Below are 20090 nucleotides of genomic sequence, written 5' to 3'. Positions count from 1 at the left end.
AAAATGAAAATTCTAGTTTTAAATTCAGGTTCATCTTCTATCAAATTTAAACTTTTTGATAATGAAGTTGTAAAAGCGAGTGGATTAATAGAAAAAATAGGAGAAAACGGCTCAAGGGTTGAATTAAAAAATACTTTAACAGGTGAAGAATTCGAAAAAAAAGTTGATATTAAAAATCATGAAGAAGGTTTAAAAATTACAAATGAACTTTTCAAAGAATCAGGAATTTTAACCGATCTTAGTGAGCTTGATGGTTGTGGTCATAGAATCGTTCATGGAGGAAAAGAACTTAGCGAACATTGTTTGATTGATGATAAAGTTTTAGAACAAATTGATAAAGTTAGCATTTTTGCACCTTTACATAATCCTGCAAATTTAGCAGGAATCAAAACAATGATAAAAGCTGCTCCAAATGTTAAAAATGTAGCTGTTTTTGATACAGCTTTTCACTCACAAATGCCAGAATTTGCTTCAATGTATGCTTTGCCTTATGAGTATTATGAAAAATATAATATTAAAAAATATGGCTTTCATGGAACTTCTCATGCTTATGTAAGCAAAAAAGCTGCTTCGTTTTTAAATAAAGATTACAATAGCTTCAATGCTATAAGTGCTCATCTTGGAAATGGTGCAAGTGTTTGTGCTATAGAAAATGGAAAAAGTGTAGATACTTCAATGGGTTTTACCCCTTTAGAAGGTCTTATCATGGGAACAAGATGTGGGGATATTGATGCAGCTATTTTACCTTTTATAGCACAAACACAAAATCTTAGTATGCAAGAAATCGATACTTTAGTTAACAAAAAAAGCGGAGTTTATGGAATTTGTGGTTTTAACGACTTTAGAGATATAGAAAACCAAATCGAAAAAGGCGACAAAAGAGCCGAACTTGCTCTTAATATGTTTTGCTACCGTCTTATTAAATACATAGGCTCTTATTTGGCAATATTACCAAGAACAGATGCTTTAATTTTCACAGGTGGTATTGGAGAAAATGGAAATTTAGTAAGAAAACTTGTATGTGAAAAGCTTTCGCATTTAGGATTTGAACTTGATGAAAAACTAAATGATGAAAGATCAAAAAAAGAAAGAGACATTAGCAAAAATTCTTCTAAAATTAAAATTCTTGTTATCCCTACAGATGAAGAACTAGAAATAACAAAAATTACCCAAAAACTTATAACTAAGTAAAACCTTTAGGTTTTACTTAGTCAATAAATCTTTTACTAAGCTCACTAAAATATTCTATACGTCTATCTCTTAAAAAAGGCCACCATCGACGCACATTTTCACTTCTTTTTTGATCAATGTCTACAACTTTATATAATTCGCTTGTTTCATCAGCTCTAAAGAGCTCTTCTCCTTGAGGCCCTATCACAAAAGAATTTCCCCAAAAATTTATACCCTCTTCTACTCCACTTTTATCTTTTTCAAAACCTACGCGATTAATTGCTACTACATACAAACCATTTGCAATAGCATGTCCTTTTTGAATACCTATCCAAGCATCAAGTTGTCTTTGTTTTTCTTCTGCATCATCTTTGTTAAACCAACCTATTGCCGTTGGATATATAAGAATTTGAGCTCCTTTTAAAGCCATTAATCTTGCTGCCTCTGGATACCATTGGTCCCAACAAATCAATACTCCTAATTTTCCAATACTTGTATTTATAGGTTCAAATCCTAGATCTCCTGGAGTAAAATAAAACTTTTCATAAAAACAAGGATCATCTGGAATATGCATTTTTCTATACTTTCCAGCTATACTTCCATTTTTTTCAAAAACCACAGCTGTATTATGATAAAGTCCAGCACTGCGTTTTTCAAATAAAGAAGTTATTAAAACTATATTATTTTCTTTAGCTACCTTGGACCAAAATTCAAGATCTTTTTCATAATCATTGGCTAAATCAAAAAAATCAACATTTTCACTTTGGCAAAAATATTCACCTTGATGAAGCTCACAAAGACAAACAAGCTGAGCTCCTTCTTTAGCGCTTTTTTTTATAAGATCACAAGTTTTTTCTATGGTAGCTTGTTTATTTTGATGAAATTTTTGTTGTATTAAAGCTATTTTCATTTGTTTCCTCCTGTTCTTGATCATCATAAGGATCAAGATGAATTTGAATATCCCATTTTTCATCATTAAAAGTTTTTCTAATACTCATTTCAAGTTCATCTGAAATTTTATGTGCATTATATAAAGAAATTATAGGACAAAAAACTAGATGAACACTAAGATAATTCATATTTGGACTTTTACGGGTTTTTAAATGATGAAAACTTATAATTTCTTTATTCTTTTTAATTAATTCTCGGATCTTTTCAACTTTATTTTCTTCAAGTGCTACATCCATTAATAAACTTGTGCTCTTTTTTATGATTTTAAAGGCACTAAAAGCTATATAAAAACTTGCAATTATACCAAACAAAGCATCTATAATAAAATAACCCGTTAAATAAATTAAAATAAGCGCCAAAAGTGTTGCAAAATTAGTTAATAAATCACTTTTATAATGCAAACAATCACTCTCTACAATCAAACTTTTCGTTTTTTTAGCTACATAACTTAAAAAAACAACTAAACAAAAAGTTAAAACCAAAGAAAAGAGCATAACAAAAATACCGATATTAATATTTTGTATCTCTTCTTGATAATAAATTTTTAAAACGCTTTGATAAAAAATAAAAATACCAATTCCAGCTACAAAACAGCCTTCAATAAAACCCATAATAGCTTCGAGTTTTCCGTAACCAAAATTATAATTTTCATTTGGTTTTTGAGCCACTTTACGTATAGCCAGAAAATTAAAAGCTGAGATAATAAAATCTACCATAGAGTCAATAGCACTAGAAAGAATGGCTATAGAACCACTCATTAAACCAATAATCAATTTACACATGGCAAGAAAAAAAGCACAAAAACTTGCAATAATAGTTGCTTTTTTTTGTAAGCTCATTTTAAATTCTTAAAATAATTTTGACAAGAACAATGCAAAGAGCCATTTTGTCTTAAAAATACCCTTGCATCAACTCCTATAATCTCTCTATTAGGCAATGCCTTGCTTAATCTTTTGGCAACAATTTCATCATTTTTATCTTTATAAAAAGGCACAATCAAGGCATTATTAATAAAAACAAAATTTGCATAAGTAGCACCAAGTCTTCTTCCATCATAAAACAAAGGCTTAGGCAAAGGAAGTTCCAAAAGGTTAAATTCCGTTCTTAAAAGTTCTTCTTTCATTTTTTTTAATGGTTGGTAATGGATATCTTTTTCATCTTCACAAGTGCAAAAAGCTATAGTTTTCTCATCAATAAAACGTGCTAAAGTATCAATATGGTGATCCGTATCATCACCTTGTATAAATCCATTTTCAAGCCATATAATTTTTTCAAGGCCAAAAATATTTTTTAATTTTTCATCCAATTTTTGTTTATCAAGATGAGAATTTCTATTTGAATTTAAAAGACAATTTGAAGTAGTAAGCATTACACCTTTACCATTAAAATCTATACTACCACCTTCTAAAATCAAATCAATTTTTTCTAATTTTTCTTTAAATTTTTCTAAAAAAAGTTTAGTATTTACTTGATTGTCTAAATAACTTTGAAATTTATTGCCCCATGCATTAAAAGTAAAATCAAAAGCCTTTAATTGATTATTTTCAACAACTCCAATAGGCCCATAATCTCTTATCCATGTATCATTAGTATCACAAATAAAAAATTCAACATTATCAAGAGATAAAAATGGGGTAAAATCTTCCTTAGAAGGAGCAATTAATAATACCTTTTGAAAAGGAATAACTGCTTTTATAAATTCTTCATAAGCTTTAAGGATATCGTCTAAATAAGGTTTCCAGTCTGTATTTTTATGAGGAAGTGCAAGAATTAGATACTCTTGCTCACTCCATTCAGCAATTGTTTTTATCATTTTTAACCTTTTTTAATAATCAAAGGTTTATTTTATCATTAATGAATAAAATATTTATTTAAAAAAGATTTTCATTGCTCCATTATCGTTAATTAAAATAAATTTTCCATTTTCATTAGAAATTTTGAATTTTCCCTTAAAATTAGACAAAAAGGTATTTTCAAAATCCATTACATCTTGAGGATGACAATACATTTGAGTAGAAGCTACACGATCTCCTTCAACTGTAAGAACTTTTCCATCACTTTGATAAGCTCCAAAAAAACGATTACAACCTGAATAACCATAAAATTTATTATTATCAAAGCTTATATTTGGATCTTCTTCTGTATTTTTAGGACTAAAGGTTTTACCATTTACAACTATTTTTTCAATTTTTAAAATTGTATTTTGAGGCAAATTTTCAACAGACATATTATTTTCCTTTGTTGATATCTTGCTTGATGCGCATCCAGCAAATAAAACCGCAGCTAAAGCCAATTGGAAAGTTTTTTTCATTAATTATCCTTTTAAATTTGAAATTGTTTTAATTCATTTTCGAGATTATGACATACTAGTTTTAATTCGTCTACAACTTGAAGTAAAATTTTAGAAATTTCTTCATTTTTTTCACTTGCTTCAACATTTTCTTGCATTCTCATTAATAAATCTTGTATGTTTTCTTGACAAGTTTTTATTTTATTTGCACATAAGATTGCAAGATTTTTAGAATCTTGATTACAAATTTTTACTTCATTGGCATCATTTACAAGTAAATTTGTATTTTCGTGTAAAGAATGTATACTTTGAGAATTATTTCTTAATTCGCTAGCTATTTCCTCTATACTATCTAAAAGTTCTTTTGTAATAGTTGCAACATTAGATAAAAACTCTTCGCTACTACTAGCAAGTGTTCTAATATCTTCAGCAATAACAGAAAATCCTCTACCAAAAACTCCTGCTCTTGCAGACTCAATTCCAGCATTTAAAGATAAAAGATTGGTTTTGTCTGCAATTTCATCCATCATTTGTGTAGTTTTTTGAATATTTTTTGCCTGTAAAACCATATTTTCAACTTTTTTGGCTAAATTATTTTCATTTTCTGCTACATCGGTAACTTTACGTGCTACTTCAAATAAAGATTGTAGCATCTGTTCTAAAAGTTTATAAGATTTATCATTTGCAGCATTTGCATCACCTGATAAGTTAGCCAACTCGGTTAAATCAGATCCAATACTCGCTCCCAATTGAAAACTAGAATCAATTTTTTGATGACTTAAAATAGAATTGTCATTGAGAGAAATGGCGTTTGAATTTAAAAGTTCACTTTGTTGTTCTACACTTTTAGAACTTAAATTTACACCACTTACTGTTTTATGTGTTTTTTCTATAAATTGATTAATATAATCACAAGCCTTTGCTATTTCATCTTGCCCTTTAACTTTAATCCTAGTTTTTAAATTTCCACTCCCTTGCGCAAGTTCTTTAGCATGTTTTAAAAGTTCTAATATAGGATTTCCAACAACCACTTTAAAAGTTACAAGTGCAATAATAAGCGTCAAAACTAAAGCTAAACCAAATATAACAATATAAGAACGACTAGTTTTAGCAATATCCTTTTCAATACCTTCTAAAGAATGGTACACATCCATAACACCTATAACACTACCCTCTTTAACATTAGCATGACATGTAACACAAGTTTGATCAGCTATTAAAGGGCGGATTAATCTTAAATGATTAATATTATTAATCTCCTCTTTTAAAGATTTTACTTGAGGGTTTTTAAATTGATCTAAAATAACTTTTTCATTTGAAGTAAGAGGATTCTTAATATTAAAAAGATCTATAGTGTCTTTAGATGGATAAATTTTAATATCACTAATTCCTTCTATTTTTTTTGCTTCTTTAATAGCATCTTGAATTTGCTCAGGATCTCCTAAATTCATTGCCATTCTCATTGTCTGAAAGACAGAAACACTAATACTTTTTAAATTAGCTTGACTCATTTTATTTGCAGTATTTTTAAAATCTAAATTTAAAACTACTTGTACAATAATAAAACTAATTAATAAAACAAAAAACATAGAAATTGAAACTTTAAAACCCATACTTTTAAACATTAATTATTTCTCCAAAATATTAATATAGTCTTTTAATTTTAATATTTTATAAATTTTTAATTAATAAAATATTAATGTAAAAAATGTCTTACTCCTGTAAAATAAAGCGCCATTTCATACTCATTAGCTGCTTTTATGACCTCATCATCTCTAATACTTCCACCTGGTTCAATTATAGCTTTTACTCCTATTTTACTAGCCTCATCTATACTATCTCTAAATGGAAAAAATGCCTCGCTAGCCAAAACACAACCTTTTAAATCAAGCTCCATTTCTTTAGCTTTAGCAATAGCGGCCTTACTCGCATCAATTCTACTTGTCATTCCCATACCAATAGCCACCATAGCACCATTTTTTACATAAACTACATTATTTGATTTTGTTAAAGCAGCAATTTTCATAGCAATTTCTAAATCTTTTAACTCGTTTTCGTTAGCTTTTCTTGAACTCACACATTTAGCATTTTTAAATTCATTTATATCTACTGCATCACTATTTTGATAAACAAAACCACCATTAATATGTTTAAAATCATATTTATCAAAACTACAAATTAAAAAAGGATTTTCTTGAGTAAAAATTTTAATACGCTTTTTATTATCAAAAACACTTAAAGCCTCATCATCAACATTGGCTGCTATAATCACTTCTATATAAATTTCACTAATTTTTTGGGCCAAAGCAAGATCTAAGGTTCCATTTATGGCCACTACTCCTCCATATGCACTTACGCTATCACATTTTAAAGCATGGATATAACTTTGAAGAAGATTTTCTTTTATAGCAAAACCACAAGGATTAGCATGTTTAACAATAGCAACCGCAGGAGATTTTCCAAAGCTACTTGCTAAATTTAAAGCCGCATTAATATCTGTTAAATTATTAAAACTTGCCTCTCCTTTTAAGGCTTTAAAATTGCTGCTAAAAAAATGATCAAATTCATATAGAGCGCCTTTTTGATGTGGATTTTCTCCATATTTTGTATCAAATACTTTTTGTCCTACAATAAATTTACTTTCCCCAAAACCACCATTAAAGCGTTCATTCATATAATTAGCAATATAAGAATCATAATCTGCAGTATGCTCATAAGCTTTAATCATCAAATTGCGTCTCATTATTTCATTATCTCTTTTTTCTTTTATACTTTCAATCACATTTTTATAATCTTTAACATCACAAACAATCAAAACATCTTTATAATTTTTAGCAGCACTCCTTATCATAGTAGGACCGCCAATATCAATATTTTCAATAATCTCATCAAAATCATCTGTTTTAAGCGTTGTTTCTTTAAAAGGGTATAAATTTACACAAACTAAGTCTATATTATTAATATCATATTTTTTTACTTCTTCTTGGTGCCTTAAATCAGCTCTTTTATATAAAATCCCACCATGTATTTTTGGATGTAAAGTTTTTATACGTCCTTCAAAAAGCTCTGGACTTTTGGTAAACTCACTTACTTCTGTAGTCTTGATACCTTGTTCTTTTAAAAGTTTAAAAGTTCCACCTGTTGAAAGAATTTCAAATTCTAAATTTTTAAGTTCTTTTGCAAATTCTACTATACCCTCTTTGTTGCTTACGCTTAATAATGCCCTTTTCATACTGTTTCCTTGTTTATTGTTCTAAATGTTTTTTAATTTTTTCATAAGCTTCGTTAATTTTTTGAAATTTTTGCACCCCTTTTTCTAATTCTTCTTTAGAAACATTATTAGCATTTAAAATATCAGGATGATATTTTTTAGCCAAAACTCGATATTGTTTTTTTACTTCATTAAGTGTTGCATTAGTATTAAGCTCTAAAATACTATAAGCTTCTTCTATGCTTATAGTTTTATTCTGACTTTTAAGATTATTAATGCCTTGAATAAACTCTTTAAGCTCTCTATCAGAAATTCCAAAAGCTCTAGCAATTTGATTTAAAATTTCTTGCTTTTTATCATTAAATTCTCCATCAATTAAAGCCATAAAAACAAGAACTCTAAGCACATTTAAACGCTCATTTTTTGGCAAAGGGAGCTCTTTTAAAAAATCCCTTGCCACTTCATAAGCGTCATTGAGATTATTTTTATGTTCATTAAAACAACTTTTTAAAAATTCTCTTTCTCTTTCATCTTTGGCATTGGCATCTAAAATTTGAGAAATCATATCAGCTTCACTCTGACTCACTCTACCATCGCTTTTTGCAATTTTTGCCAATAAAGCTATAACATAATAATTCATTTTTTTTCTAAATTCATCAATTCTTTCTTCCATAATCCCTTTAGCAAAACCTCGCATAAAACCTTTGGCACCACGGGCAGTAGAATTTAAAAAATCCTGTTTATTCCAAGTTTTATAATACCAATAAAACACCAAAATAACACATATTATAAGAATTAAAGTCATAATAACATTTCCCTAAAATTTGAAAAATAAATCTTTTTAAGTTCTTTAAGATCTAAAGAAATATCATCTAAAATAAATTTTTCCTCTTTAGTGGTTTGACCTAATTTAAAAAATGGAATTTCCATTGAATCTATAAGCTTTAAAAAATTTGCTTCATTTTTAACACCTACTATTGCCCTGGTTGGACTTTCTTCAAAAAGCAAAGCTTTGTCGTTAAAAGAAGTTTTTAAATTTAAACCTACACAAGAGATAGCGCACATTTTTGCTAAAGTCATTGCTATCCCACCTACACCGACACTATTTGCACATTCTAATATTTCTTGATCACAAGCTTGTTCTAAAAATTTCCAAAGTTTTAATTCAGCCTCAAAATCAAAATCTTTTAAATTCCCCTTAACTACATTATCTTGTATCTTAGAAACCAAAGATCCGCTAAATTCTTTATAGGTTTTACCCAATAAATAAATACTTGTATTAGAATTTATAAAAGCACTTTTTAACAGCTTATTTGCATCTTTTAACAAACCTACATTTACTATAGTAGGACTTGGATAAATATTTAAATCCTTGCTTTGATTATATAAAGAAACATTACCACTTACAACAGGAGTATTTAAGGCTCTACATGCTTCTTTAATACCCTCGCAACCTTTGGCAAATTGCCACATCACCTCTTCATTTTCTGGATTTCCATAATTTAAACAATCTGTGATAGCCAAAGGTTTAGCTCCTGTACAAGCTACTTTTCTTCCAGCATTTGCTACAGCTAAAACAGCACCTTTTTTAGGATCAATATAATTTAATCTTGAGTTGCATTCTATACCTATACTAAGAGCACTATTATTTTCTTTTATCCAAATAGCACTTGCCCCTAAAGCTCCATCTGCTTTTAAAGTATTAGTCTGCACACTTGAATCAAATTGTTCATAAATATAAGATTTATCATTAATATTTTCATTTTGTAACATTTTTATAAAAATATCTTGCACATTTTCTTTAAGCTTAAACTCATAATCTTTAATTTGATCTAAATACTTAGGTTTATTTATAGGACGATCCAAAATAGGTGCTTTCTCACTCAAAGGAGCAATGGGAATATCTCCTACTAGCTCATCATGCCAAAAAAGTTCCATTTTACCGCTATCATTCACCTCTCCAATAACAACAGCATCTAAATTCCATTTTTTAAAAATCTCTAAAACTTTTTTCTCATAACCACGCTTAGCACAAATAAGCATTCTTTCTTGAGATTCACTAAGCATTAATTCATAAGGATTCATACCCTTTTCTCTTGTTGGAACCTTATCAAGATAAAGCTTCATACCACTACCACTTCTTCCAGCCATTTCAAAGGAACTAGAAGTAAGTCCGGCTGCTCCCATATCTTGAATTCCTATAATACAATCACTCTTAAAAAGTTCTAAACAAGCTTCCATTAGAAGTTTTTGAGAAAAAGGATCTCCAATTTGAACAGTAGGTCTTAAACTTTTATTTTCTTCATTAAAGCTATCGCTAGCCATTACAGCGCCACCAAGACCGTCTCTACCTGTCTTTGAACCAGCATAAATGATAAGATTGCCCTTACCTTCAGCTTTAGCATAAAAAATATCTTCTTTTTTACAAATTCCTAAAGCAAAAGCATTAACCAAGATATTTCCATTAAAACATTCATCAAAACTACACTCGCCTCCTATAGTTGGAATTCCCATGCAATTTCCATAATGAGCAATACCATTTACGACACCCTTAACAAGATATTTTTGATATTTGCCTGCTTCTTTATCATGTATATTACCAAATTTTAAAGAATTCATTAAAGCTACAACTCTTGCGCCCATTGTAAAAACATCTCTTACTATACCACCAACTCCAGTAGCAGCACCTGCAAAGGGTTCAATAAAACTTGGATGGTTATGGCTTTCTATTTTAAATACAGCCGCTAAGTTATCACCTATATCAATAACCCCTGCATTTTCTCCAGGCCCTTGTATCACATAAGGAGCTTTAGTTGGAAAACCTTGCAAATATTTTTTACTCGACTTATAAGAACAATGCTCACTCCACATAGCACTAATAATACCAAGCTCTAAAAGATTTGGTTCTCTATTTAGAATTTTTAAAATTTCTTTATACTCATCTTGACTAATCTTATGGGCTTTTATAGTTTTTAAATCCATTTCATTCCTTCAATCATCATTTTCCTAAGCAAAAATTACTAAACATTTCATCTAAAATTTCACTCCTATCAAATTCCTTGCTAAATTTAGAAAGTTGGTTTATGGCTTCATTTAATTCAAAAGCAAAAAGTTCCAAACTTGCTTCCTTTAAAAGAAATTTAGCCCTACTAATAGCTTGACTTGCTTTTTTGCAAGCCTCGATTAAACTTAAAGAACTGATCATTATTCCATCTGTGTCAAAACTATCTAAATATTTTTTTAATTCCTGTTTTAAAATATCGATATTATCTTGTGTGCTTAATTTTATAAAATCTTTTATCTCATTATTTTGAAATTTAAGTTCTAAATCAATTTTATTTAAAATATAAAAAACTTTTTTACCACTTTGTTTTACTAAATTTAAAATCTCTAAATCTTCTTTTTCCATTTCTTTAGAAGCATCAAAAAGTACCAAAATAATATCTGCTTCTTGTATACTCTTTTTGCTTAATTCTATACCAATGCACTCTATTTCATCTTTACCTTGTCTTATACCTGCAGTATCAATGATGCGAAGCAAATGAGTTCCTAATTTAAAGCTTTCTTCTATGGTGTCTCTTGTTGTTCCTTTGATATTTGAAACAATAGCTCTTTTATAACCTAAAAATGCATTTAAAAGTGAGCTTTTACCTACATTTGGCTTGCCTATAATAGCGATTTTAAAACCTTCAATTAAACCTTTTTTACTTTGAGAAAGTTCATAGATTTCAGACAAAATCCTTGCGTTTTCTTCGCACATCTTTTCAATTTGTAAAAGCAAATCTTGAGGTAAATCCTCATCTGCATAATCAATAGATGTTTCAACATAAGCTAAAGTTTTTACTAGATCTGTTCTTATTTTCTCTAAAAGATCTCCCAAATTTCCATTTAAATTTCTAGCTATAATTTTTGCAGCTAAAGCAGATTTTGAAAAAATCAAATCTTGTATACTCAAAGCCTTTACAATGCTCATTTTATTATTTAAGCAGGCTCTTTTGCTAAATTCTCCTGGTTCAGCTAATCGTGCTCCTAAATTTAAAAGCTCTTCAAGCACAATCTCACTTACACTAAAACCACCATGAAGCTGAAATTCAACTATATCTTCTCCACTAAAGCTAAATGGGGCTTTAAAATAAATAACAATGGCCTCATCTATAAATTCATTATTTTTTGTATAAAGTTTACAAAAATGGGCATAACGTGCTTTAAGATCTTTTTTATTTGTTAAAATCAAAGCAAATTCTAAAGCTTTTTCTCCGCTCATTCTAACTATACTAATTGATCCTATGCCGTGTGCTGTAGCAATAGCTACTATTGTTTCATTCATGTTTTTTTAAAAAATCACTAATAATTATAAATTTTTGATCATTGTTTTGTTTGATGGCCACATACTTATCTGGAAATTGTTTTCTAAGTCTATCTAAGGCAATTTTAATCAAAATTCCATCTAATGGTTTAGTTTGCGCTCTTCCGTGAAGTTGCACCTTTTCTATAACTCCACATAAATAATGCTCTATAATCCTACTTTGATTTTCTAAAAATTGTGCTATTTCAAGACGAATATTAAGTTTATACTTATCATTAATCCAACTATACAAAAGATAAGAAATTGCTTTATAGCGGTGTGCTTCTTTTCCTATCATTAACGCAGAATCTTCTCCATCTAATTTAATCAAGATGCAATCTTTTTCATACATGTAAAGTTCTGTGAGTTCAATTTTAAAATCAAAGGTTTTAAGAAGATTTATAAGCTGAATTCTAATTTCTTCTAAAATACTATCTGTATTTTGCAAATCTATTTCTTCTTTATAAAAAGCATCAAAAATTTTTTCATTTCTTATTGCATAAGATGGCTTTTCTTGAGCTATTTGTTGTATTTTCTCTTGAGCGTGTTCTATTTTCATAAACTCATCAATTTTTTTAAATGATTTCTCAAAACCATTATCATTATGAGATTTTTTATGCTTATGATCTTTTATTTTTTTTTTGATATTAGCTTCTATAATAGCATTCTTTCTTCCAATACCTAAAAAACCATTTTTAGGGTATTGTAGAATTTGATACTCAAGATTTATTACAGAGCAGTTTAAAGTTTGAGATGCTTTTGTTAAAGCACTTTGCAAATCTTTTGCTTCAATTATCATTTAACACTCTCTTTTTTAGAATGCTCTTTTTGAAAAATTTTATTAATAATCCATTGTTGAATCAAAGAGCAAATATTGTTAATAAACCAATAAAGAGTAAGTCCTGCTGGAAAAGTTATAAAGAAAAAAGTAAAAATTAAAGGCAAAAATTTCATAATTTTAGCTTGCATAGGATCTTGAATGCTCATAGGCGTAATTAGTTGCTGCAAAAACATAGTTAAGCCCATTAAAATAGGTAAAATAAAATAAGGATCCATTACCGATAAATCATGAATCCAAAATGCCCAAGGAGCTGCCTTTAACTCTATAGCATTTAAAAGAACGCGATAAATAGCAAAAAAGATAGGAATTTGTAAAAGTATCGGTAAACACCCGCTCATAGGATTGGCCCCATGTTTTTTATAAAGTTCCATCATATGAATATTCATTTTTTGCGGATCGCCTTTATAACGATCTCTAATTTCTTTCATTTTTGGAGCTAAGTCTTTTAATTTATTCATAGAGATCATTGATTTATAAGTTAAAGGAAAGAGTACAATACGCACAATTAAAGTCATAACAACAATAGCCCAACCCCAATTACCTATATAATTATGTAAAAAATCTAAGAATTCAAACATTGGTTTAGCAATAAAAGTAAACCAACCATACTCAACAACCGCCTCAAGTTTTGGATTAATAGATCTTAAAATTTTATGTTCTTTAGAACCTATATAAGCTCCTGCTTGAAATTCATTTTCACTATATGCAAAGATAAGAGGATTATTCTTTGAATCTTTAGTTATGGTGATATTTAAAGGTTTGTCAAAATTATAAAAAAATGTTGCATAATATCTATCAAAAGCAGAAGTCATTAAAACATTTTTAAAATTCTCATCTTGTTTTACATCTCCATCTTCAAGGGTATGTAAAGTCTCTTTATCATCAAGCACTAAAGCTCCATGCACAGTATAGCTGTCTACTGCTATATTAGGACGATATCCAGGAGAAATAAAATAACTAGCATTTTTATTTAATTTTACTTCTATTTCATAATTTCCTTTAGAATAAAAAGTAATTTTTTTTGTTACTTCAATATCAGATAGTTTTTGAGTCAAATATAAAGTTTTACTCTCATTTTCATCTATAAAAAGTTCTTTCTTATCGGCAACATAAGCCACTTTAAAAGCTTCTTGATTAAGAGTGCTATCACTAAATCTTATTTCTAATGGATAAGGTGCTAATTCTTTTGACACAAGATTAATAAATTCGTTATTTTTATCTTGAAATTTTTTATCTTTCAAATAAAAAGAAGCTATCCTTCCTAAAGAATCAATTTGTGCTTCAAAATGACTACTTTTAACTATAGAAATAATTGAATTTTGATTGTCAGATTTTAAATCTAAATTTATATTTTTACTTTCTACATTTGGAGCAAGATTTTCTTGAATTTGATTTGCGGTTTGATTTTGAGTTATATTTTTTTCAATAATATTATTATTTTTTGGGATAAAAAAATAATCATATATAACAAAAAATAAAAAAGATATAATTACCGCTAAAAGTATACGCTTTTGCTCGAAAATATTATTTGAATTATTCACTATTTATTCCTTTATATTATTTTAATAATAAAAAAACCCTTGTCTTTACAAGGAATATATAAAAAATTAAGTCTTTTTTTGGCTAAAAAAATAGGTTTAAAGCAGAAAGTTGAATGTTTAATTATTTTATAAATCTTAGGATAATCTATGCCACCCTTAAAAAAAGGATTACATTTTAGAATTCTCAAAAATGAAAAATAACAAGCAAATAAAAAATAATTTTTTTGAAATTGCCAAGATGCATATTCTGAACAACTTGGATAATATCTACAAACCTTTGGTTTTAACGGGCTTATATTTTTTTGATAGAATTTTATTGTTACTAAGCAAATTCTTTTAAACATTGCAATTTTTTTAAACCCCATTTTAAATTTTTTTCTAGCTCAAAAAAAGAAAATTCTTTTATTTCTGCTTTAGCAACCATTATGTATTTTCCATCTTCAAGCTTATCTTTTACACCAAAAAATAAAGCACGTAATATACGTTTAGATTTATTTCTTATTACGGCTTTTCCAACTTTTTTACTTGCAACGAAAGCAACCTTTTTTTCTGGGTTTTTAAGATAAAAAATAATAATACCTTTACAGTGCCATTTTTTACCTTTTTTATAAATAAGCGAGAATTCTTCAGACTGATTAAGTCTTAAAAATTCTTTTATACTGCTAATCTTTTTCTCCCTTTAGCACGTCTTGCATTGATAACTTTACGACCATTTTTAGTTTTCATACGCATACGAAAACCGTGAGTTCTTTTTCTTGGAGTATTGTGTGGTTGATAAGTTCTTTTCATAGTCTATTTTCCTTAAATTTTAATAATATAATATAAATTTAGCATTGTATTTTAATCTTACTTAGAAATTGCTTTTAATTAAAGCTAGTTTTAATTTATTTTGATAAATTTTGTATGAAATTTTCCAAAATAAATAGGACATAAAAATGCAAAAGTTTGCAATACAAAGTTTAAAAGAAGAAAATTTAGATACTTTGATTGATTTAATTAAAGAATTTGCCCTGCATGAGAATATGCAAAATGAAATAAAATGTGATAAAAAAAAATTATATCATTCTATTTTTGAAACAAAAATAGCTAAAGCTTTTTTGTTAAAAGAAAATGATAAAAATATAGGTTATATGATCTACTTTTATACTTTTTCTTCATTTTTAGGAAGCAATGGAATTCATCTTGAAGATATATACTTAAAAGAAAAATACAGAAACAAAGGATATGGGAAACAAGTTTTTAATTTTTTGGCTGAAATTTGCCAAAAAGAAAATTTGCAAAGAATAGAATGGTTTTGTCTAAACAACAATAAAAAGGGGATTAAATTTTACGAAAGCCTATCTTCAATTCATTTAGATCAATGGAGAATATATCGTTTAAATAAAAATCAACTGGATAAAATTATCAAAGAATGATTAGAGATTTATATTATCTTAAAGCCATAGGTTATCATTTCTTAGAAGAACTTCCCCATAAAAGGGAATATAATATTAATTTTAAAAATTTAAACAACAATATAAAACAATGCACTTTATGTCATTTTTCTAAAAACAGAAAACATTCTCTAATGGAAAAAGAACAAAAAAATAATAATTTGATGATTTTAGCTTCTCATGCGGACAAAAGCGAAAATGAAAGCGGGATTTTATTAAATTCATTTAAAGGATCCTTGCTCAAAAAATATCTCAAGTTATATTTAAATTTAGAAGAGAAGGACTTTTATTTTTCCTATCTTTTTAAATGCTTTAGTTATGGAAAAAATGATGATTTTTCGCTACAATCTTGCTTACCTTTTTTTTACGATGAATTAAATCTCATACAACCTAAAATTTTACTATGTCTTGGAGAATATGCTTTTAAAAGTTTAGGTTTAAAAGATTTTAATATTTTACGTGGTGAGATCTTTTCTTATCAAAATTTTTTTATCTTACCAAGTTTTGAACTTGAGTTTATAGAAAAAAATCCAAGTTATGAAAAAAAATTTATTGAAGATTTAATAAAGCTTAAAGGATTTTTATGAAAAAAATACTTTTAATTATCTCTTTTATATTTTGTTTTTTATATTCAAAAGAACAAAAACTAATAGAAGGGAATTTGGTGCAAAATTTTTATCCTAAACTTGATACAAATTTTTGCGATTCTAGCTGTTTGCTTGAGCTTTTAGAAACAAGAATGTATCTTAGTTTTTTAAGCGAATTTGCAGACAATAAAGATAAATTTTTATTAAATATTTATTCTAAGCTTCTTAATTCAATTACCGATTTTGAAACTAATTTACAAAAAATCACTTCTGTAAAAATTGCTATCATTGTTCCAGAAAAAACAATTAAAAGCTATTCTAATACTATAATTAATGCAAGTATCGCCTATCTTTTAAAACAACGTGCCGAAATTAAAGTTAAGGTTTTTTTAATTGGCACAGAAGATGAAGCAAAAATCAAACAAACCTTATCACAAATTGAAAATCAAAATTATAAATATCTTATAGCAGGATTTACTTTAAAAGGTGCTAATGCATTAAATGACTATAAAGGAAATTTAAAGATATTTATACCAACAATTCATAAAAATAATACAAATATAAACAATGAAAATATTTATTTTGGAAGTATTGATTATAATGAACAAATTAAAAAATTATTAGAATATTCTAATTCTAACATAGCAATTTTTAGTGATAATTCCACTTTATCAAATAATTTAAACACTCAAATTCTAAAACAGAATGAGCAAGCTAGAATTTATAAAATCGAAGGAGATAAGCTTGATTTTGCAAAACTTTTTAAATCTCAAGGCGGTTTAAATGATGCTTCAATATTTTTTAATACCCCTCTCATTAAAACAGCTTTAAGTAGCTCTCAATTAAGATTTTATGATATTCATCCTTTTGTTCTTTTATCTACTCAAATAAATTATAATCCAGTGTTTCTTAACTTAACTCAACCTAATGATAGAAAAAATTTTATCATAGCCAATTCTATTAATAACAACGATGATAATCTCTCTTATCTTAATGAAATTTTTAATCAAAATATTGATTACAATTGGATTGCCTATGCAACAAGTGTTGGAATAGATTATTTTTATACAAAATTTTTAAATCCAAAAAGCGAAAGAATTTTTGAAGAAAAATTAGAGAATTCCCAATTTATCTATAAAATAAAGCTTGTAAAAGGTTTAAAATCAAACTTTGAAGAATTACATTAATTCTTCAAAAATTTCTTTTAACTTTTTATCTATCTTGGAAATTTTAGAGTCTTTTAAAAAAGCCAAAGTAAAATCAGCATCAAAAATTTTTTCATTATCTCTAAAAATTTCTTGTTTTATAAACACCGAAACATTTTTGATATCCAAAAGCTTTGTCTCAATCTTTAATATATCACCAAGTTTTGCCGATTTAAGAAAACGACAATTTATTTTAGTAACCAAAAAATGTCCTGTTTTTTCGCTAAAAATATCTATATTTTTTTTAAAAAATAATTCACTTCTTGCTCTTTCACAAAATTTTAAATAATTGCTATGATAAACAACTCCTCCAGAATCTGTATCTTCATAATAAACACGAATTTGCATACTTCTCCTTTAAGCTAAATTTTTATCATATAAATATTATTTATATTTGTATAAAAAAATAATTATTATCTATGAAATATCAAAAAAATTTTATATAATTAAAATTATTTTAAAATTTTTAAAGGAGAAATATGAAAAAGCAAATTTTAGCTTTGTTTTTTTTTAGTATTGCTTTATTTTTTAGCGCTTGCGATTCTTCAAAACCTAAAAATACAGCCTCAAACCAAATCTTAAATGTTGGTATAGAACCAACTTATAAACCATTTGATTATAAAGAAAATTCTAAACTTACAGGTTTTGATGTAGATTTATTAGATGCTATTGCAAAAGATCTAAATATTAGCATAAATTGGGTGGAGATGAATTTTGACGGTCTGATCCCTGCTTTAAAAACTGGTAAAATCGATATGATAGCTTCTGCTATGAGTGTCACAGAAGAGAGAAAGAAAAGTGTTGATTTTAGCAATACTTATTATATGACTAAAAATCTTTATATCAAGAGAAAAGATGATATTAGCTTAAAAACAAAAGATGATTTGGTAAACAAAAAAATAGGTGTTCAACTTGGAACTCTGCAAGAAAATGCTGCCAAAAATATTAAAAATGCAACAGTTGAAGCAAATGCCGATTTAAATGTGGCTATTTTAGCTCTTAAAAACAAAAAAATTGATGCTATTATTTTAGATAAAGATGTTGCTAAAGGATATTTAGAACAAAATCCTGAACTTAATTCTTTTTTTGAAGAAGATGATGGAAGCAGTGGATTTAGCTTTGCTTTTGACAAAGATAAACAAAAAGAACTGATAGAAAAAATTAATACAACATTAGAAAAACTTAAACAAAATGACACATACGAAAATCTACTAATAAAATACCAATTAAAATAAAATTATCTCAATTTAAATAAGGCTTTTTCTAAAGCCTTAAAAAAATAATCAATATCTTCTTTTGTGTGCGTATAATGCAAGCTAACCCTTAACCATCCTGGTTTTTGCGTAATTTTAGCGTTATCTTTAAGACCCAATAAATCATGACCATAAGGCCCTGCACACGTACAACCTGCCCTTGTTTCAATGTGAAATTTTTTACTCAATTCAAAAGATAAATCAAAAGGAGAAATTTTTTTAATATTAAAAGAAAAAATAGGCAATCTTTTATATAAATTTTCAGCATAAAGTTTCAAACCATCAATTTCTTTTAATCTTGAAAAAAAATATGTTTTTAAATTTTCTTCGGCTTTTTGTATTTGCTTTAATCCAACTTCATCTTTAATTTTAAAAGCTAAACTAGCTCTTATAAGTTGCAAAATTCCTGGAGTTCCACCCTCTTCTAAAACCTCTTCATTGCAAAGATAACACTGGGTTGTTCTTGAAACATATCCAACAGTACCACCTGCTGCAAAAGATGGCTTATTGCCACAAAGTTTTTTCTTAATGACTAAAATTCCGCATCCTCCAATACCTCCTATCAATTTATGAGAACTTATAAATAAAGCATCATAAAATTTACAAGGTATATTTTTATAGGGAATAAAACTTGTAGCATCAAAAGCAACTATACCTTTATAAGTTTTAACTAATTTAGAGATCTTTTCATAATCACTTAAAATTCCTGTAACATTAGAGGCTAAAGAAAAGCTTGCAATAATTTGTCTTTTTTTATTTTTCTCTAAAAGCTCTTCTAAAAAAACAAAATCAATTTCTCCGTTTTTATCAAGAGGAACCCTTATACACTCACAAAGTCCTTCCCTAAAAGACAATTCATTAGAATGATGCTCATAAGGGCCTACTATAACTAAAGGTAATTTTTTAATATCTATATTTTTAAAATATCTTTCTTTTACCTTTGGTGGAATATAAATTCCTAATAATTCTTGAAATTTTTTTATAGCACTAGAAGAGCCTGTGCCACAAGAAATTAAAGCAAAATCGTTATCTAGTTTTAAACTTGTTTTAATATCCTGTCTAGCATTTTCATAATGCATTTGAGTTTTAAAAGAATGCAAAGAACTATCAGAGTGAGTATTAGCATAAAAAGGCAAAATTTTTGAAATTTTTTTTTCTACGCTTTTTAAAGCTAGGGCGCTTGCTGCAAAATCAAAATAATAACTTCCCTTTTTCAAAATAATATCTTTTCTTAAATCTTCAATTTCCAAATGCAATCCTTTA

Annotated in this window: 21 protein-coding genes; 5 read left to right on the top strand and 16 right to left on the bottom strand. The window is 27.5% G+C overall.

Annotated elements, in window-relative coordinates; genetic code table 11:
• Positions 1-3: 3 nt before the first annotated feature.
• On the top strand, positions 4-1191 hold the full coding sequence (locus CNZW441b_RS03495) for an acetate kinase (RefSeq protein ID WP_131163400.1): 1188 nt from the start codon (positions 4-6) through the stop codon (positions 1189-1191).
• Positions 1192-1207: 16 nt separating this feature from the next.
• On the opposite strand, the gene CNZW441b_RS03490 is transcribed toward CNZW441b_RS03495, so the two are convergent.
• From CNZW441b_RS03490 to rpmH, 14 genes are all read right to left on the bottom strand, one after another.
• The gene (locus CNZW441b_RS03490; RefSeq protein ID WP_131163401.1) at positions 1208-2080 is read right to left on the bottom strand and encodes an N-carbamoylputrescine amidohydrolase; all 873 of its coding nucleotides are present in this window, start codon (positions 2078-2080) and stop codon (positions 1208-1210) included.
• Entirely contained in the window at positions 2040-2960 is a 921-nt protein-coding gene (locus tag CNZW441b_RS03485) for a cation diffusion facilitator family transporter (protein ID WP_216681572.1), read from the bottom strand. The genes CNZW441b_RS03490 and CNZW441b_RS03485 overlap by 41 nt, the downstream gene beginning before the upstream one ends.
• Positions 2957-3934 (bottom strand): agmatine deiminase family protein, encoded by a 978-nt coding sequence (locus tag CNZW441b_RS03480; protein ID WP_131163403.1) that lies wholly within the window; start codon positions 3932-3934, stop codon positions 2957-2959. Before CNZW441b_RS03480 ends, CNZW441b_RS03485 begins: the two co-directional genes overlap by 4 nt.
• Positions 3935-3988: 54 nt before the next feature.
• Positions 3989-4432: an META domain-containing protein gene (locus CNZW441b_RS03475; RefSeq protein WP_131163404.1), complete on the bottom strand. Its 444-nt coding sequence runs from the start codon at positions 4430-4432 to the stop codon at positions 3989-3991.
• Positions 4433-4443: 11 nt separating this feature from the next.
• Positions 4444-6036, bottom strand: a complete 1593-nt coding sequence (locus tag CNZW441b_RS03470; RefSeq protein ID WP_131186370.1) for a methyl-accepting chemotaxis protein — start codon at positions 6034-6036, stop codon at positions 4444-4446.
• Positions 6037-6107: 71 nt separating this feature from the next.
• On the bottom strand, positions 6108-7643 hold the full coding sequence (gene purH, locus CNZW441b_RS03465) for a bifunctional phosphoribosylaminoimidazolecarboxamide formyltransferase/IMP cyclohydrolase (protein ID WP_216681571.1): 1536 nt from the start codon (positions 7641-7643) through the stop codon (positions 6108-6110).
• A gap of 13 nt (positions 7644-7656) precedes the next feature.
• Positions 7657-8427 (bottom strand): molecular chaperone DjiA, encoded by a 771-nt coding sequence (locus CNZW441b_RS03460; protein WP_131163407.1) that lies wholly within the window; start codon positions 8425-8427, stop codon positions 7657-7659.
• Positions 8424-10604, bottom strand: a complete 2181-nt coding sequence (purL, locus tag CNZW441b_RS03455) for a phosphoribosylformylglycinamidine synthase subunit PurL (RefSeq protein WP_131163408.1) — start codon at positions 10602-10604, stop codon at positions 8424-8426. Before purL ends, CNZW441b_RS03460 begins: the two co-directional genes overlap by 4 nt.
• Positions 10605-10620: 16 nt before the next feature.
• Entirely contained in the window at positions 10621-11949 is a 1329-nt protein-coding gene (gene mnmE / locus CNZW441b_RS03450; protein WP_131163409.1) for a tRNA uridine-5-carboxymethylaminomethyl(34) synthesis GTPase MnmE, read from the bottom strand.
• Positions 11942-12766: a Jag N-terminal domain-containing protein gene (locus tag CNZW441b_RS03445; protein ID WP_131163410.1), complete on the bottom strand. Its 825-nt coding sequence runs from the start codon at positions 12764-12766 to the stop codon at positions 11942-11944. Before CNZW441b_RS03445 ends, mnmE begins: the two co-directional genes overlap by 8 nt.
• Complete coding sequence (yidC, locus tag CNZW441b_RS03440; RefSeq protein ID WP_131163411.1) at positions 12763-14349, bottom strand: membrane protein insertase YidC; 1587 nt, start codon at positions 14347-14349, stop codon at positions 12763-12765. Before yidC ends, CNZW441b_RS03445 begins: the two co-directional genes overlap by 4 nt.
• A gap of 11 nt (positions 14350-14360) precedes the next feature.
• The gene (gene yidD, locus CNZW441b_RS03435) at positions 14361-14693 is read right to left on the bottom strand and encodes a membrane protein insertion efficiency factor YidD (RefSeq protein ID WP_131163440.1); all 333 of its coding nucleotides are present in this window, start codon (positions 14691-14693) and stop codon (positions 14361-14363) included.
• Positions 14672-15007: a ribonuclease P protein component gene (rnpA, locus tag CNZW441b_RS03430; protein WP_131163439.1), complete on the bottom strand. Its 336-nt coding sequence runs from the start codon at positions 15005-15007 to the stop codon at positions 14672-14674. Before rnpA ends, yidD begins: the two co-directional genes overlap by 22 nt.
• Positions 15004-15138, bottom strand: a complete 135-nt coding sequence (rpmH, locus tag CNZW441b_RS03425) for a 50S ribosomal protein L34 (protein WP_131163412.1) — start codon at positions 15136-15138, stop codon at positions 15004-15006. The genes rnpA and rpmH overlap by 4 nt, the downstream gene beginning before the upstream one ends.
• 146 nt (positions 15139-15284) lie before the next feature.
• Between rpmH and CNZW441b_RS03420 the strand changes: the two genes are divergently transcribed.
• Genes CNZW441b_RS03420 through CNZW441b_RS03410 form a run of 3 tightly spaced genes read left to right on the top strand, consistent with a single transcriptional unit; the run spans position 15285 to position 17556 of the window.
• Positions 15285-15764 carry a GNAT family N-acetyltransferase gene (locus CNZW441b_RS03420; protein ID WP_131166146.1) on the top strand — a complete coding sequence of 160 codons (480 nt, stop codon included), beginning with the start codon at positions 15285-15287 and terminating at the stop codon, positions 15762-15764.
• A complete protein-coding gene (locus CNZW441b_RS03415) occupies positions 15761-16369 on the top strand; it encodes a uracil-DNA glycosylase family protein (protein WP_208332035.1) in 609 nt (202 codons plus the stop codon). Before CNZW441b_RS03420 ends, CNZW441b_RS03415 begins: the two co-directional genes overlap by 4 nt.
• Positions 16366-17556, top strand: coding sequence for a hypothetical protein (locus CNZW441b_RS03410; protein ID WP_208332037.1), 1191 nt, complete (start codon positions 16366-16368; stop codon positions 17554-17556). The genes CNZW441b_RS03415 and CNZW441b_RS03410 overlap by 4 nt, the downstream gene beginning before the upstream one ends.
• On the opposite strand, the gene CNZW441b_RS03405 is transcribed toward CNZW441b_RS03410, so the two are convergent.
• Entirely contained in the window at positions 17548-17922 is a 375-nt protein-coding gene (locus tag CNZW441b_RS03405; protein WP_131163414.1) for a YbgC/FadM family acyl-CoA thioesterase, read from the bottom strand. The two genes, CNZW441b_RS03410 and CNZW441b_RS03405, sit on opposite strands and share 9 nt — an antisense overlap.
• A 131-nt stretch (positions 17923-18053) precedes the next feature.
• Here CNZW441b_RS03405 and CNZW441b_RS03400 point away from each other — a divergent pair, with 131 nt between their 5' ends.
• On the top strand, positions 18054-18809 hold the full coding sequence (locus CNZW441b_RS03400) for a transporter substrate-binding domain-containing protein (RefSeq protein WP_131163415.1): 756 nt from the start codon (positions 18054-18056) through the stop codon (positions 18807-18809).
• 2 nt (positions 18810-18811) lie between these two features.
• On the opposite strand, the gene CNZW441b_RS03395 is transcribed toward CNZW441b_RS03400, so the two are convergent.
• Positions 18812-20083 (bottom strand): aminotransferase class V-fold PLP-dependent enzyme, encoded by a 1272-nt coding sequence (locus tag CNZW441b_RS03395; RefSeq protein WP_131163416.1) that lies wholly within the window; start codon positions 20081-20083, stop codon positions 18812-18814.
• Positions 20084-20090: the final 7 nt, after the last annotated feature.

It is taken from the genome of Campylobacter novaezeelandiae (genome assembly GCF_018968685.1).
Taxonomy (GTDB): Bacteria; Campylobacterota; Campylobacteria; order Campylobacterales; family Campylobacteraceae; genus Campylobacter_D; species Campylobacter_D novaezeelandiae.
The sequence above is the reverse complement of the archived record's forward strand: the minus strand, read 5'-3'. Positions and strand labels throughout refer to the sequence as shown.